Source organism: Alteromonas aquimaris (assembly GCF_026183695.1).
GTDB lineage: Bacteria > Pseudomonadota > Gammaproteobacteria > Enterobacterales > Alteromonadaceae > Alteromonas > Alteromonas aquimaris.
Genome location: NZ_JAPFRD010000002.1, coordinates 560,763 through 575,218 on the forward strand (window position 1 = coordinate 560,763; position 14,456 = coordinate 575,218).

At 45.9% G+C, this 14,456-nt stretch carries 16 protein-coding genes; 10 read left to right on the top strand and 6 right to left on the bottom strand.

Going from position 1 to position 14,456, the window contains the following annotated elements; genetic code table 11:
* Positions 1 to 19 precede the first annotated feature (19 nt).
* The 8 genes from nrdR (at position 20) to OPS25_RS02695 (ending at position 5,944) form a co-directional block, all read left to right on the top strand.
* Positions 20 to 469: a transcriptional regulator NrdR gene (gene nrdR / locus OPS25_RS02660; RefSeq protein WP_265616097.1), complete on the top strand. Its 450-nt coding sequence runs from the start codon at positions 20 to 22 to the stop codon at positions 467 to 469.
* 4 nt (positions 470 to 473) lie between these two features.
* Positions 474 to 1,598, top strand: coding sequence for a bifunctional diaminohydroxyphosphoribosylaminopyrimidine deaminase/5-amino-6-(5-phosphoribosylamino)uracil reductase RibD (gene ribD, locus OPS25_RS02665; RefSeq protein ID WP_265616098.1), 1,125 nt, complete (start codon positions 474 to 476; stop codon positions 1,596 to 1,598).
* 27 nt (positions 1,599 to 1,625) lie between these two features.
* Positions 1,626 to 2,288, top strand: a complete 663-nt coding sequence (locus OPS25_RS02670; protein ID WP_265616099.1) for a riboflavin synthase — start codon at positions 1,626 to 1,628, stop codon at positions 2,286 to 2,288.
* Between the two features lie 34 nt (positions 2,289 to 2,322).
* Entirely contained in the window at positions 2,323 to 3,423 is a 1,101-nt protein-coding gene (ribBA, locus tag OPS25_RS02675) for a bifunctional 3,4-dihydroxy-2-butanone-4-phosphate synthase/GTP cyclohydrolase II (RefSeq protein ID WP_265616100.1), read from the top strand.
* Positions 3,424 to 3,498: 75 nt separating this feature from the next.
* The gene (gene ribH / locus OPS25_RS02680; RefSeq protein WP_265616101.1) at positions 3,499 to 3,972 is read left to right on the top strand and encodes a 6,7-dimethyl-8-ribityllumazine synthase; all 474 of its coding nucleotides are present in this window, start codon (positions 3,499 to 3,501) and stop codon (positions 3,970 to 3,972) included.
* An 11-nt stretch (positions 3,973 to 3,983) separates the two neighbouring features.
* Positions 3,984 to 4,406: a transcription antitermination factor NusB gene (nusB, locus tag OPS25_RS02685; RefSeq protein WP_265616102.1), complete on the top strand. Its 423-nt coding sequence runs from the start codon at positions 3,984 to 3,986 to the stop codon at positions 4,404 to 4,406.
* Positions 4,407 to 4,460: 54 nt separating this feature from the next.
* The gene (gene thiL / locus OPS25_RS02690; protein ID WP_265616103.1) at positions 4,461 to 5,426 is read left to right on the top strand and encodes a thiamine-phosphate kinase; all 966 of its coding nucleotides are present in this window, start codon (positions 4,461 to 4,463) and stop codon (positions 5,424 to 5,426) included.
* Between the two features lie 20 nt (positions 5,427 to 5,446).
* Complete coding sequence (locus OPS25_RS02695) at positions 5,447 to 5,944, top strand: phosphatidylglycerophosphatase A family protein (RefSeq protein WP_265616104.1); 498 nt, start codon at positions 5,447 to 5,449, stop codon at positions 5,942 to 5,944.
* A gap of 168 nt (positions 5,945 to 6,112) precedes the next feature.
* Here OPS25_RS02695 and dxs read toward each other — a convergent pair whose 3' ends face one another.
* Genes dxs through xseB form a run of 3 tightly spaced genes read right to left on the bottom strand, consistent with a single transcriptional unit; the run spans position 6,113 to position 9,181 of the window.
* A complete protein-coding gene (dxs, locus tag OPS25_RS02700) occupies positions 6,113 to 7,981 on the bottom strand; it encodes a 1-deoxy-D-xylulose-5-phosphate synthase (RefSeq protein WP_265616105.1) in 1,869 nt (622 codons plus the stop codon).
* Between the two features lie 24 nt (positions 7,982 to 8,005).
* Positions 8,006 to 8,896, bottom strand: a complete 891-nt coding sequence (locus tag OPS25_RS02705; RefSeq protein ID WP_320411944.1) for a farnesyl diphosphate synthase — start codon at positions 8,894 to 8,896, stop codon at positions 8,006 to 8,008.
* Positions 8,897 to 8,920: 24 nt separating this feature from the next.
* A complete protein-coding gene (gene xseB / locus OPS25_RS02710; protein WP_265616107.1) occupies positions 8,921 to 9,181 on the bottom strand; it encodes an exodeoxyribonuclease VII small subunit in 261 nt (86 codons plus the stop codon).
* A gap of 296 nt (positions 9,182 to 9,477) precedes the next feature.
* On the opposite strand from xseB, the gene pomA reads away from it, so the two are divergent.
* Both pomA and OPS25_RS02720 read left to right on the top strand, forming a co-directional pair.
* Positions 9,478 to 10,242, top strand: coding sequence for a flagellar motor protein PomA (gene pomA / locus OPS25_RS02715; RefSeq protein WP_265616108.1), 765 nt, complete (start codon positions 9,478 to 9,480; stop codon positions 10,240 to 10,242).
* 6 nt (positions 10,243 to 10,248) lie between these two features.
* Complete coding sequence (locus OPS25_RS02720) at positions 10,249 to 11,187, top strand: flagellar motor protein MotB (protein WP_265616109.1); 939 nt, start codon at positions 10,249 to 10,251, stop codon at positions 11,185 to 11,187.
* On the opposite strand, the gene OPS25_RS02725 is transcribed toward OPS25_RS02720, so the two are convergent.
* Genes OPS25_RS02725 through OPS25_RS02735 form a run of 3 tightly spaced genes read right to left on the bottom strand, consistent with a single transcriptional unit; the run spans position 11,188 to position 14,448 of the window.
* Entirely contained in the window at positions 11,188 to 12,444 is a 1,257-nt protein-coding gene (locus OPS25_RS02725) for an SAM-dependent methyltransferase (protein WP_265616110.1), read from the bottom strand. It lies immediately after the preceding gene.
* Positions 12,431 to 13,177: a DUF1365 domain-containing protein gene (locus OPS25_RS02730; RefSeq protein WP_265616111.1), complete on the bottom strand. Its 747-nt coding sequence runs from the start codon at positions 13,175 to 13,177 to the stop codon at positions 12,431 to 12,433. The genes OPS25_RS02725 and OPS25_RS02730 overlap by 14 nt, the downstream gene beginning before the upstream one ends.
* Positions 13,177 to 14,448 (bottom strand): NAD(P)/FAD-dependent oxidoreductase, encoded by a 1,272-nt coding sequence (locus OPS25_RS02735; protein WP_265616112.1) that lies wholly within the window; start codon positions 14,446 to 14,448, stop codon positions 13,177 to 13,179. Before OPS25_RS02735 ends, OPS25_RS02730 begins: the two co-directional genes overlap by 1 nt.
* Positions 14,449 to 14,456 lie beyond the last annotated feature (8 nt).

The following is a 14,456-nucleotide window of genomic DNA, read 5'->3' on the forward strand; positions in this document are numbered from 1 at the left end:
GCATTTATCGAGATTCATTATGTTTTGCCCATTCTGTTCTGCACAGGAAACTAAAGTAATCGATTCCAGACTTGTTGCGGAGGGGCAGCAGGTACGTCGACGTCGCGAATGTCTTGAGTGCCATGAAAGATTCACCACCTTTGAAAATGCAGAATTGGTGATGCCCAGAGTGATAAAACGTGATGGTTCACGAGAGCCCTTTAATGAAGAGAAATTAAGGGCAGGATTACAACGGGCATTGGAAAAACGTCCCGTTAGTACCGAAAAAATTGAACAGTGTATACTGTCGTTGAAATCACAGCTCAGAGCGACAGGGGAGCGGGAAGTCTCCAGTCAATTCTTAGGCAACCTCATTATGAACGCACTTAAGGAACTGGATAAGGTGGCGTATGTGCGGTTTGCTTCAGTATATCGTTCCTTTGAAGACATCAAAGAGTTTGGCGAAGAAATCGCCAAACTAAATGATTAACGCTATGTCGTTCATCACTGAATCCTCACCTTGTAAAGACTACTATTGGATGGGAAAAGCCATCCAGCTGGCACAGAAAGGAAGGTACACCACCCCTCCCAATCCAAATGTGGGCTGTGTCATTGTTGATAGCAGACAAAAGTGTGTAGGTACTGGTTACCATGTTCAAGCTGGAACGCCTCATGCCGAAGTACATGCGCTGAATCAAGCAGGGGGTCGAGCCAAAGGCGCTACAGCCTACGTGACGTTGGAACCATGTAGCCACTTCGGTAGAACTCCCCCATGTGCCGATGCGTTGATTCAGGCAGGAATTGCAAGGGTAGTGGTGGCGATGACCGACCCAAACCCACTAGTGAGTGGGCAGGGGATCGCCAAGCTGCAACAAGCAGGCATTAAGGTGGTGAGTGATGTGATGGCGGCACAGGCTGCTGAACTGAACACTGGCTACATCAAACGTATGATGCAGGGGAAGCCGTTCGTTACTGTAAAACTTGCCACCAGTGTGGATGGGAAAATTGCTCTGGCCAATGGCGAAAGTCAGTGGATTACGGGACCTGAAGCACGAAATGATGTCCATCGACATCGCGCCGCATGTTCGGCCATTCTTACTGGCTCCGGAACCGTATTGAAAGACAACCCAAGCTTACTGGTCAGGCGGGATGAAGCGAAAATTCATGATTATCCATTAGCAGATATACGACAACCTTTGCGGGTAGTCGTTGATTCAAAAGGAATCATTCCAGCTCATTCGCAATTACTTTGCGATGGCTATCCGACCCTTATTGCAGCCGCCAATCCAGCTGAATCGTTGGCTGGAGCGGACATTGAGGTTATACCAAACGCTGAGGGTAGGAAGGTTTGCCTGGAAAATTTGCTTGTTGTCTTAGGTGAGCGCCAACTGAATCATATTTGGGTAGAAGCAGGCCCAGGGTTAACTGGAGCGTTGTTTCAGGCAGGGCTAGTGGACGAACTGATTGTTTATCAGGCTCCGGTTATCTTAGGTGACAAAGCCATATCCATGGTGAACACGCCGGACTTCACAGAGTTGAATCAAGCGTGTTCACTTTCGTTAAAGCAGTTACGTCAGGTCGGTAATGACATTAAAATGACCTTTAGTGTAACGGCTTAATTAAATCAACAACAAAGCGAAGATTGTATGTTTACCGGAATCATTCAGGCCCTTGGAACCATTAGTGCGTTGGAAAATAAAGGTTCGGATATTCGCCTGACGGTTGAGTCAGCCGGTTTGAATATGGCAGATGTGAAAATGGGCGACAGTATCGCAACGAATGGTGTTTGCCTTACGGTGGTCGATTTTAGCGATTCCCATTACCAGGCAGATGTCTCATCCGAAACCGTTAAGCACACGGGTTTCGCCGAATATAAAGCGGGCACTCGGGTAAATCTTGAACTGGCTATGCGGCCTATGGATCGCTTTGGTGGGCATATTGTGTCAGGTCATGTTGATGGCACTGGCAAGGTAACGAGAATTGCCGAACATAAAGATTACATCGAAGTGTGGATTAAAGCCCCTGATGAACTTGCTAAATATATAGCCCATAAAGGCAGTATAACGGTTGATGGCGTAAGTTTAACTGTTAACGAAGTGAACGGTGCAGAATTTATGCTTTGGATTATACCCCACACCCTAAAAGAAACGGTGATTGGCGAATATGGTATTGGCACACGAGTTAACCTTGAAGTTGATCTTATCGCCCGTTATTTGGAGCGCTTATTACTCGGTGAAAAAGCTTCACAAACAACCGCCAGCGGTATCAATATGGCATTTTTAGCCGAACACGGATTTTTAAAAAAATAACTCCCTACATTCCTTAAAGCAAAAAAGTATTTATATGGCATTAAACACAACAGCAGAAATAATAGACGATATAAGACAGGGTAAGATGGTCATTCTGATGGATGATGAAGATCGAGAGAACGAAGGCGATCTCATCATGGCTGCTGAACATGTAAATGCGGAGGCCATCAACTTTATGGTCACGCATGCGCGTGGATTAGTATGTCTACCCATGACGACTGAACGTTGTAAGCGACTTAAGCTACCGCTGATGGTCGATAAAAATGAAGCGCAATTTTCCACTAACTTCACTGTGTCCATTGAGGCGGCACGCGGCGTGTCCACGGGTATTTCAGCCGCAGACAGGGCAACTACTATTCTTGCCGCAGTGCACCCGCGTGCCGAGTCTACTGATATCGTACAACCAGGGCATATTTTTCCCCTCATTGCCAAAGAAGGCGGGGTGCTAAATCGTGCCGGGCATACTGAAGCTGGGGTAGATTTGGCGCGTCTGGCGGGTTGCGAGCCCGCGGCAGTGATTGTCGAAATTCTCAATGAAGACGGTAGCATGGCAAGACGTCCTGAATTGGAAAAGTTTGCCCAGAAACATAATTTAAAAATCGGCACGATAGCGGACCTGATTGAATATCGTAACTTAAATGAAACCACCATCGAAAAAGTCGCCGAATGCAAGCTGCCCACAGAGTACGGTGATTTTGAGCTACACACGTTTAAAGATGTGATTGACAACCAGATTCATTTTGCCTTGAAAAAAGGGCCTGTGACCGAAGAAGAACCGACCTTAGTAAGAGTCCATCTGCATAATACATTAAGCGATTTGTTGGGATCTACGCGAGCAATTAATCGCTCTATGACGTTACCGCAGGCAATGACTCGAATTGCGAATGAAGGAGGGGTACTTGTGGTCTTGGGTAAAGAGGAAAACCTGGAAAATCAGGTTAAACGATTTGCTGCAATAGATCGCGGCGAAGAAGATGCCGGAGCAGAATGGAAGGGTTCTTCACGAACCGTTGGGGTAGGCAGTCAAATTCTTGCTACACTAGGTGTGAAGAAAATGCGTTTGCTAAGTAAGCCAATAAAATACCACGCATTGTCTGGGTTTGGTCTGGAAGTAGTTGAATATATCCACGATTAAAGTAGGGGATCATTTCGTATCCCCGTCAACAAATTGTGCTATACTGCGCGCCGTTTTTCTATAGGAAGTGAAATCATGCAGGTAATCGAAGGCAATTTCAGAGCCACTGGCAAAAAGTTCGCAATCGTCGTATCGCGCTTTAACAGTTTTATCGTTGAAAGCTTACTTGAAGGTGCGCTGGATACGTTGGAAAGACAAGGTGAAGTAGGCGATGACGATATCACATTAGTGCGCGTACCGGGTGCGTATGAATTGCCTGTGGTAGCTAAAAAACTAGCGGAAAAAGGTAACTTTGACGCGATAATTGCTTTAGGTGCGGTTATTCGTGGTGGCACACCTCATTTTGATTTTGTTGCCGGTGAGTGCAATAAAGGTCTCGCGCAAGTGGCAATGGATTCCGGTGTACCTGTAGCCTTTGGCGTGATTACCACCGATTCGATAGAACAAGCGATAGAGCGAGCAGGAACGAAGGCTGGAAATAAAGGTTCTGAAGCTGCGCTTAGTGCTCTTGAAATGGTCAATGTACTAGCTTCTGTAAACGATCTGTAAGGCGGATTTGAGTGAAAGTTTCTGCACGACATAAAGCCCGTGAGATTGCGCTACAAGGCGTATATTCATGGCAAATGAGCAAAAATCCAGTTGAGCAGGTCGAGCTTGCACTGGCGACAAGTAACGATATGCAAAAGGTTGACATGCCTTATTTTCAGGCACTGCTTCGCGGTGTAGTTGAACATGCAGAAGATCTTGATCAAGCCATACGACCCTACTTGGGCAGATTGCCGGAAGAGTTGGATCCTGTAGAGAAAGCGATACTCCGCTTAGCCACCTTTGAGCTGGTTCACCGAATTGATGTACCTTATCGTGTTGTAATCAATGAAGCGATTGAATTGGCAAAAGATTTTGGTGCCGAAGAAAGCCACAAATTTGTCAACGGTGCACTCGACAAAGCTGTCCGTAAATTGCGTGAGCATGAACGCGACTGATCACAGTTACGCTCGTGGGCGTATTCTAAGCAAAAAAATACGCGGTAATCCTTAGTGAAAGAATTTGATTTAATTGGGCGTTACTTTGCCGATGGTGGACATCAGCGCAAAGACGTCATCATTGGTATTGGTGATGATTGTGCAGTCACATCACTTGCGCCCAACCAACAACTTGCTGTGACTACCGATACGTTGATAGCGGGGGTCCATTTTCTTGAAGATACGCCTGCTCGTTCCGTTGCATATAAAGCTGTGGCGGTCAATTTGAGCGACCTTGCTGCAATGGGAGCTGAGCCCGCTTGGATCTCACTTTCGCTCTCACTACCCGAGTTCAACGATAGCTGGCTGGAAGAGTTTGCAGCGGGCTTGTACGAGCTCACACAGTATTATTCAGTCCAGTTAATCGGCGGTGATACAGTGAAAGGCCCGCTTGCCTTAACCATCACTGCGCATGGCTTCATTCCGCCGAAAAATGCGCTGACGCGGAGTGCAGCTAGGCCAGGAGACTGGATCTATGCCACCGGTTCGCTCGGCGATGCTGGTGCTGGACTTGATATATTACAGGGGAAGCTGAACGCTGATTACACACAACGGGATTTTTTGGTTAATAAGCATTTATTTCCTAGTCCCAGAGTGGCTGCTGGTACAGCTATACGCAGGATCGCGAATGCCTGTATCGATGTATCAGATGGTCTCATTGCCGACCTACAACATATTTTACGGGCTTCCCATTGTGGTGCCGTTCTTCACGTGGACAAACTTCCCCTTTCAGATGCACTAATTTCGTGTGTAGGCCATGATCAGGCTATCCAATACGCTCTGACCGCAGGCGATGATTATGAGCTGTTATTCACGGTTAATGAAGAGCATAAAGGTATACTGGAAACTTCCTTATCCAGTACTAATGTTAAGGCAACTTGTATTGGCCAAATAACCGGGCAGGGTGGCAAACTTGAATTAAAGTTCAATGACGCTCCTTTTGCAGCGCCTGAAAAGGGAGGCTATCAGCATGAATTTTAAGGTTGGGCGTAGCTGGCACAATGCAACCTGAATATCGCCAGCGGGTATCTCTGTTAAACCCCGTGCATTTTTGCGCGCTCGGGTTTGGTAGCGGCCTTATTCCTTTAATGCCAGGGACGTTTGGTTCGTTGGCTGCAATACCACTTCTTCTTCTCTCTTTGCCTTTAGATATCTGGCAGTTTTCTGCATTAACGTTTTTGCTAAGTCTATTAGGTGTTTATATTTGTGGGAAGACTGCCAATGATATGCAGGTGCATGACCATGGTTCGATAGTCTGGGATGAAGTGGCGGGAATGTTTGTGACTTTTTTGTTTCTTCCTCTGACCATGCCAAATATTATTCTAGGTTTTATATTATTCAGAATTTTCGACATCCTCAAACCCTGGCCCATTGGCATCATCGATAGACGCTTGCATGGTGGCACAGGCATCATGTTGGATGATTTGTTTGCTGGAGCAATGGCGTGTTTAAGTTTGCATGCCATTAACTGGGCTTTGACGTTTTTCACATTAATTTAAACACGTCTCGTCCGCCCTGGTATTAGCAGCGCTTTATCTTTTATCTTCAATCAGAGGAAATCGACTGAGTTAGCTTGAGGTAAATTCTTGTCATGATTAGATAACCAGCTAACAGCTAACAGCGACCTGCGAAGCCGCTGCTGTTGAACCTTCTACCCCATACTCACATTATTCCGACTTTAGCGCTTGTTTCACTTTCGCCACGATACCTTGGGTATCTAAGCCATGTTCCACATACATTTCCTGCTGTGTGCCTTGTAAGATAAAGGTGTCGGGTAGTCCAATATGAAGCACTTGGGTTACCAATCCCTGTTGGTGAATATATTCAGATACGGCACTGCCAGCACCACCCATAATACAACCATCTTCCAACGTGACTATGAGTTCATGATGTTCAGCGGCCTTGCTGACTGCCTCATGATCCATCGGCTTTACAAAGCGCATGTCAACAAGCGTTGCATCCATTTGTTCGGCCGCTTCCTCAGCGAAAGGCAGAAGTGTGCCGAAATTCAGAATGGCAACTGTATGGCCTTTACGTAACTGCTTTGACTTTCCAATAGGCAGGGCCGCCATTTTGTCATCGACCAGCACTTTTTTACCCGCCCCTCGCGGATAACGCACTGCTGCAGGCTTATCAGCCAGATGGCCTGTATAAAGCATTTGGCGACATTCGTTCTCATCACTTGGTGTCATTACAATCATGTTCGGTATACAGCGTAAAAAGGCTATATCAAACGCCCCTTGATGGGTCGGGCCATCTGCGCCCACAATGCCGGCACGGTCGATAGCGAACAATACTGGCAGATTCTGCAGCGCGACATCGTGAATGAGTTGATCATAGGCGCGTTGTAAAAAGGTAGAGTAAATCGCAACTACTGCATTTTGTCCTTCTCTGGCAAGACCTGCTGCGAAGGTAACGGAATGTTGTTCAGCGATAGCTGCATCAAAGTACTGATGGGGATAACGTTGTGAAAACTCCACCATGCCACTGCCTTCACGCATAGCAGGTGTGATTGCCATTAATTTAGGATCCTGCGCCGCCATGTCGCACAACCAGTTACCAAATATTGCTGAGAAAGTAGGCGACGAAGCGGCTGCTTTAGGTAATGCGTTTTCAGCCGGGTTAAACTTTGGTACAGCGTGAAACTTTATAGGATCCTGTTCCGCGACAGGATAACCCTTGCCTTTACGTGTGACCACATGTAATAACTGGGGACCTTTGAACTTACGCATATTGCGCAGTGTATCCACCACGGCATCCACATCGTGGCCATCAATAGGGCCGATATAGTTAAACCCTAATTCCTCAAAAATAGTGCCAGGGACTACCATGCCCTTTAAGTGTTCTTCTGCGCGACTAGCAAACTCTTTGATTGGTGGCACATTGCTTAACAATTTTTTACCACCATCGCGGATTTTATTAAATACACTGCCAGTCAACAGTCGAGCTAGGTGACTATTGAGAGCCCCAACGTTCTCCGAAATCGACATTTCGTTGTCGTTAAGGACAACGACCATATCTTTCTTAATGTCTCCAGCATGATTCATAGCTTCGAACGCCATACCAGCGGTCATCGCACCGTCACCGATAACTGCGACTACCTTGCGATCCTGGCCTTCTTTCTCTGCGGCCACCGCCATACCTAATGCTGCACTGATAGAAGTGGAAGAGTGTCCAACGGCAAAGGTATCGTACTCGCTTTCTGCTGGCCATGGAAACGGGTGTAAGCCGTTTTTCTGGCGAATTGTTGACATCCGGTCCGCCCGGCCTGTTAGAATTTTATGTGGGTAGGCCTGATGGCCCACATCCCAGATCAAACGGTCAAAAGGTGTGTTATATACATAATGAAGTGCTACGGTTAGTTCAACTGTACCTAAGCCGGACGCGAAATGCCCGCTGGTTTGACTCACCGAAGCCAGTAGGAACTGGCGCAGCTCATCGGCCAATTCAGATAATTTATCTTGCGAAAGTTTTCTCAGCTCCGCTGGCGTTTGCGCTAGCGCGAGTAGAGGGTAGTGAGTCAAATCTAGCGTCATGTAATTGTTCTATAATTATGGATTTTAGTGGTCCCGTTTGACCACAAAGTCGGTAAACGCGGATAAAGCTTCAGTATTGTATGGCAAACTGGCCAATGCTTGAAGAGCTTGTTTATGAAGTTTGGCTAGTTCTTCTTTGGCAGATTGTAGACCAAGCAACGCAGGAAAGGTATTTTTACCTTGCGCAAGGTCCGAACCCTGAGGTTTCCCAATAATATCTGAGTGGCCTTCAACATCTAAAATATCATCCTGAATTTGAAAAATAAGCCCGATAAGTCTCGCATAGTCGACAAACGCGTTGGCTTGCTGAGGCGTCAGTTCGGGTGCCACTGCGGTGACCATTTCAGCGCAGGCGCATAATAGTGCCCCCGTTTTCAGCTGGTGTAACTGGGTCAACTCGGCAAGTGAAATCGAGTGTCCAGTTGATTCAAGGTCAATCGCCTGTCCTCCACACATACCCAGGTAACCCGCAGCCTTTGCCAATATCGAAACGAGTTTTATCCGGTGGGCATTGCCCATCTCCGACATTGGGTGATCAGCGAGCAAAGTAAACGCAAGAGATTGCAAGGCATCGCCCGCTAAGATAGCTGTGGCCTCGTCAAATGCCTTGTGACAAGTGGGTTTCCCGCGCCTTAGATCATCGTCATCCATCGCGGGCAGATCGTCATGCACTAACGAATAGGCATGAATACATTCGATAGCCATACTTATTGTCAGTAAATCTGCGTCATCCACGGTGACAGTCTTACCCATTAAATAGACCAGTAACGGCCGGGTACGCTTCCCCCCCGCTAACAATGCATAGTGCATCGCTGACTTTAAGGCAGAAGAGTGATTAGGCAGAATATCGATAACGGTACTCAATCCCTGATCTGTCTTATATCTAACCTGTGAATGTAATTCAGAAAAAATCATAAATAAGTGGATAAATTTAACGTGTTAGGAAGTTGAACCATCCGAATCAGCATCTTCCGGGTCAAAAGAGGATAACGTTTCCTGCTGTTGCTCACTGAGCAAAATCTGTACTTTTTGCTCCGCTTCTTCTAACGCCTTCTGACTCAAGCGGGAAAGCTTTATACCTTGTTCGAATTTTTCTAATGCATCCTGCAAAGGCAAGTCGCCTGATTCCATCTCATTGACGATGGAATCAAGTTTTGCAAGCGTCTCTTCAAAAGAAGGCGTATTTTTATCTTCAGCCACTTTTTCTCATCCGAATTTGACAATATCAGGGTACGCGCACAATAAACGAGGGTAACCCATGGGTCAAATGGTTTGTCATAAACACGAAGGTAACTGTTGAATTTACGTGCTTGTGTTAAGCTGACCGAATGTGACAGGTAAAATTTCCTCGTAAATCATGAATTAGGTTATAGAATTTCTCTGGGTTGCCGATAGAATATCTGGCAAAGTTTGTTTCGAACGACTTTATATTTTATAAATCTATGCGTTCAGTCAGTATCAAATTATTGTTTGCACGAAAAATGAGGAAGGATTAGGTGGATTTAGCAACCGTCATAGGCATTCTAGGTGCCATCGGCTTTGTCGTCATGGCCATGGTCATGGGTGGTGATTTAGGCATGTTTGCCGATGTCCCCTCCGTATTAATCGTATTTGGCGGAACACTTTTCGTTACACTTTCTCAATATACCCTTGGTCAGTTTTTTGGTGCAGGTAAGGTGGCTGGTAAGGCCTTCATGTTCAAAATCGACACGCCCGAAGAACTCATTGAAAAAATTGTCGAGATGGCCGATGCCGCCCGTAAAGGTGGGTTTTTAGCATTAGAAGAAGCGGAAATTGGCAATCCATTTATGCAAAAAGGCGTTGATATGTTGGTTGATGGACACGACATAGATGTGGTCAGAGCGACACTTGCAAAAGACGTGATGATGACCACCGAGCGTCACGATTTTGGTGTTTCTATTTTTAAAGGCATGGGCGACGTCGCACCTGCCATGGGTATGATTGGTACCTTAATCGGGTTGGTAGCCATGTTATCGAATATGGATGACCCCAAAGCGATAGGCCCTGCTATGGCCGTTGCCTTATTAACCACCCTCTATGGCGCTTTTCTGGCTAACGTTGTGTGTATTCCTGTTGCAAAGAAATTGAGTCACCGGGCGTTAGAAGAAAAGCTTAATCAAAGTCTGATCTTAGATGGTATCGTTGGAATTGCTGATGGCCAAAACCCACGTGTTATTGAAGGCATTCTGAAGAACTATCTGGCCGCAAGTAAGCGTGGCGTGGGTGCAGAAGAAGAGTAATCCAGCATGGCAGAAGAAAAAGAGTGTCCCAAATGTCCGCCAGAGGGGCTGCCCCCCTGGATGGGAACATTTGCCGATTTAATGTCGCTTTTAATGTGCTTTTTCGTGTTGCTACTCGCATTTTCTGAAATGGACGTACTCAAGTTCAAACAGATTGCCGGTTCGATGAAGTTTGCTTTTGGTGTGCAAAACAAAATAGAAGTTAAAGATATTCCTAAAGGCACCAGTGTAATTGCAATGGAATTTCGCCCAGGTCGTCCCGATCCTACCCCAATCGAGAATATTCAGCAGCAAACAATTGAAATGACCCAGCAAATGCTAGAGTTTCAGGCGGGAGACGAAGATAACGCGGGGGGGCGCCAAAAACAGCGCGGAACACAACGGGGTGGGCAGTCACAACAGACAGCAAAAGACCAATCTTCATCCGCACAAAAGAGTGACAGTAAAGAACAGACGAGCGAGCTTATGAAAAAAGTCGCTCAACAACTGCAAAAACAAATTCTTGATGGTTCCATTGAGATGGAATCGTTAGGGCAGCAAATTACTATCCGCATACGGGAAAATGGCTCTTTTTCCGCAGGCTCTGCATTTCTGCAACCGCAATTTAAGCCTATCCTAAGGAAAATTGGAGATATTCTAGCTGACGTTCCAGGAGAAATTGAGATTTCTGGTCACAGCGATGGACAGAATATATCTAATGAACTCTATCGTTCTAACTGGGATCTCTCAGCTCAGCGCGCTGTTGCAGTAGCCGAAGAAGTGAGGCGCGCCCCTGGTTTCGATGAGGCCCGCATGCGCGTGGTAGGAAAAGCAAGTACAGAGCCTTTAGTTGACGAGGCGAGTACGCCGTTAGAAAGGGCGCGTAACCGCCGTGTTGAAATTAATGTTAATCAGGGTAAACCGATGTTGTCGAAACCTATATCGGTCATCGATGACGGTGAATAGTCAAACACGCTTGATAGCCTGGTGAAATCCAGGCTTTGCCAGTACTATTTGCACTGTACTGATTGTCCTCTCCAGAAATCCGCCTTCACAATATTTCAGATAATATGTCCACAAGCGGTGAAAACGTTCATCGTAGCCTGCCTGGTTAAGCTCATCCTTAGCTTGATTAAAACGGTGGTACCAATCGTTAAGGGTTCTGGCATAATCCAAGCCGATGTCGTGTAAATCTCTTATAACTAAATTACTGCTTCGTTTGAAATGCGTATTGAGCACTTCTATAGAAGGTAAAAAGCCACCCGGGAAAATATACTTTTGAATAAAGTCGACACTGTTCGCATAGTTGTCAAAGCGTCTGTCATCTATTGTGATGCATTGCAACAACATCAAGGCATCACTTTTTAACAATGATGAGCACTTTTCGACAAAATTATTTAGATAACGGTGGCCCACAGCTTCGATCATTTCCACCGAAACCAATTTTGTATAGGTGCCAGTCAGCTCTCTGTAGTCCTTTTTCAGCAGGGTGATTTTGTCAGCTAAGCCCTCCTTCTCTATCCATTTGGCAGCGTAGGCGTGTTGCTCTTCTGAAATGGTGGTAGTGGTAACTTTAGCGCCGAAATTCTTGGCGGCGTAAATGGCTAGTCCACCCCAGCCGGTTCCAATTTCCAGCAGATGATCTTTTTCGGATAACTGTAGTTTTTCACAGATGATATGTAGCTTATGTTGTTGAGCATCATCCAGGGTGGCGTTCGTATCCGGGTAAATGGCGGCAGAATACATCATGCGGTCGTCAAGAAAGGTTCTGTATAATCTGTTACCCAAATCATAGTGCGCTTCAATATTACGCTTGGCCTGATGCTGGGAGTTGCGATTCATAAAATGCTGGATCTTCCAATAGGGCAGGGTTAACCATTTGAACTTCTGTTCCCACTGGTCGAGCATGGGTAAGTTTCTGGCGAATATGCGAATGACAGAGGTTAGATCCGGACTCGTCCAGAGTCCATTCATATATGTTTCACCTGACGCCACACTGCCCCCGAGTAACAAATGCCGGTATGCGTGGGGGGAAAGAATATTTACACAGGCGCGTAACCCACGATCCGGATATCCAAAGCTGGCCACTTCAACACCTTGTTCTTCAATCGTGATTTCGCCAAACTCTATTTGACTAAGTGCCTTAAAAAATATCCGCCGGTACGTCTTTTGCGCCAGCGTCAATGTGTGAATTTCATTGATTACGTTTTCACTTGTCGCCATCTATTGTCCCGTTATTCTGAGAAGGGTGTGAATGAAGGGGGGTCCCCTTTATCCATAACTTCAGGGCTTGAAAATAAATGCCAAGAACCGTTTTAATGGTCATACTGGGTATTTTAGTCAAACATTTTCTAAGATTCCTGGTAGTTAGGGGCTGGCGTTGAAGCACAAGTCCAGCACTAAAGTCTTTTTCGTTGTGATGGCAATCCAATGCAATCGATAATTTGTCTGCAGGATTGGATATGCGCCATTTATAGATCATATTCATCGGGTTAAAAGGTGAAACATGGAATGCCTTTTTACTATCATTTTGTGCTGCTAAATCGACCAGGTAACAATGGGTCTCATGCCAGGGAGTATTGCTGACCTCAGCGAGCATATGGCTAAATTTACCCTCCGGGCTGCGCAAAAAGTAGAAGTTAACGGGGCTAAAGTAGAAACCCAGCATTCGTAACTGACCCAAAAGAAATACATCTCCTATAAGCTCGGACCCGTTAAGAGAGGACATTTTTTTTCGCACAGCGTCTGCCAGTGAGTCCTTAGGTTCGCCCAGATAATCACTTCGTCTGAACTGAACCAGTGAGAACCGGGACTGGGAAACATGTTTAACTGTTTGGCATATCTGTTCGATTTCATCCAGTTTTAACCAAAACAAATACATCGCATAATTGAACGCGTGCTGAGTGGGTCGAAATCTTTGGTGGAAGACTTTGCCTTGATAAATCGCGCTTTGCATTACAAGCTTTCTCCAAACTTCTTACACACGTCTAAGGCGCTTCGCACACCATCTTCATGAAAACCGTTGTACCAATACGCTCCGCAAAAATAAATATTCTGCTTCCCACATATTTCTTCTTTACGACGCTGCGCCTGGATCATGTGGTGATTAAATTGCGGGTGTGAATATCGATAGGAACCTAAAATATCTTCTTCTCTTATAGAATGGGTATCATTTAAGGTTACGCAAAACGTTTTACGCGCGTTAATACGCTGTAGAATATTCATGTTATAGGTCACAGAAGCAGGAGCGTTATCCACCGGGTGCCGTTGATTCTTTAACCGATAATTCCAACTCGCCCAGGCGAGTTTGCGTACGGGAAGTAATGATGTGTCAGTATGCAAGATCACTTCATTTTCGGCGTAGCGCATTTTGCCTAATATTTCTTGGTAGGCGGGCTCTTCATTTGGCGTCATAGACAATGCTTGGTCACTATGACAGGCGATTACCACGTCATCAAATTGATATAGCTTGCCCGCACCGTCTTGTAGGTGGACACCCGTGCCGTTTACTTTGACTTGCACCACTGGAGTCGACAATTTGATTTTATTTTTAAACGGCTCAATCAAGGGAGCTATGTACTGGCAAGACCCTCCCTCGACGGTATACCATTGGGGCCGATGATTAACATTAAGTAACCCATGATTATTGAAGAACTGTAAAAAAAATTGCAAGGGAAAGTTTTCAGCTTGGGCCAAACTAGACGACCAGATCGCAGCACACATGGGAAGAATATAATGGGTTGAAAATAACGGGCTTAGTCCCAGTTCATGTATAAGTGAGGCCAATGTGCGACCTTCGACATTTTCCTCGGCAGCAATAAGTTTTTTACACGCTTTATTGAAGGTCACAATGTCTTTGACTAGATTCCAAAACTTAGGACGTACCAGATTGCGTCGTTGCGCAAACAGCGTATTCAGGTTGTTACCGTTGTATTCCAGTTTGCTTGCTTCACAGTGCACGGAGAAACTCATTTCGGTGGGCTGACTACGCACATGCAATTGCTTCAGTAGCTGAGTGAAGTTTGGGTACGTCCAATCGTTATATACAATAAACCCGGTGTCGATATTATAATTCTGCCCCTCAACTATGATGGGTTTAGTGGCCGTATGGCCACCGATGTAATCATTTGCTTCAAATACCGTCACATCGTTGCGGCGGCTAAGCAGGTGTGCTGCTGTCAGGCCTGCGATTCCTGTCCCCACTACGGCGATTTTTCGTTTTTCCATTGATTAAT

Bases quoted from the DNA above. Each gene is read 5' to 3' on its own strand.
- nrdR (WP_265616097.1), top strand. From the start codon at position 20: ATGTTTTGCCCATTCTGTTCTGCACAGGAAACTAAAGTAATCGATTCC.
- ribD (WP_265616098.1), top strand. From the start codon at position 474: ATGTCGTTCATCACTGAATCCTCACCTTGTAAAGACTACTATTGGATG.
- OPS25_RS02670 (WP_265616099.1), top strand. From the start codon at position 1,626: ATGTTTACCGGAATCATTCAGGCCCTTGGAACCATTAGTGCGTTGGAA.
- ribBA (WP_265616100.1), top strand. From the start codon at position 2,323: ATGGCATTAAACACAACAGCAGAAATAATAGACGATATAAGACAGGGT.
- ribH (WP_265616101.1), top strand. From the start codon at position 3,499: ATGCAGGTAATCGAAGGCAATTTCAGAGCCACTGGCAAAAAGTTCGCA.
- OPS25_RS02695 (WP_265616104.1), top strand. From the start codon at position 5,447: ATGCAACCTGAATATCGCCAGCGGGTATCTCTGTTAAACCCCGTGCAT.
- dxs (WP_265616105.1), bottom strand. From the start codon at position 7,981: ATGACGCTAGATTTGACTCACTACCCTCTACTCGCGCTAGCGCAAACG.
- OPS25_RS02705 (WP_320411944.1), bottom strand. From the start codon at position 8,896: ATGATTTTTTCTGAATTACATTCACAGGTTAGATATAAGACAGATCAG.
- OPS25_RS02720 (WP_265616109.1), top strand. From the start codon at position 10,249: ATGGCAGAAGAAAAAGAGTGTCCCAAATGTCCGCCAGAGGGGCTGCCC.
- OPS25_RS02725 (WP_265616110.1), bottom strand. From the start codon at position 12,444: ATGGCGACAAGTGAAAACGTAATCAATGAAATTCACACATTGACGCTG.
- OPS25_RS02730 (WP_265616111.1), bottom strand. From the start codon at position 13,177: ATGCAAAGCGCGATTTATCAAGGCAAAGTCTTCCACCAAAGATTTCGA.
- OPS25_RS02735 (WP_265616112.1), bottom strand. From the start codon at position 14,448: ATGGAAAAACGAAAAATCGCCGTAGTGGGGACAGGAATCGCAGGCCTG.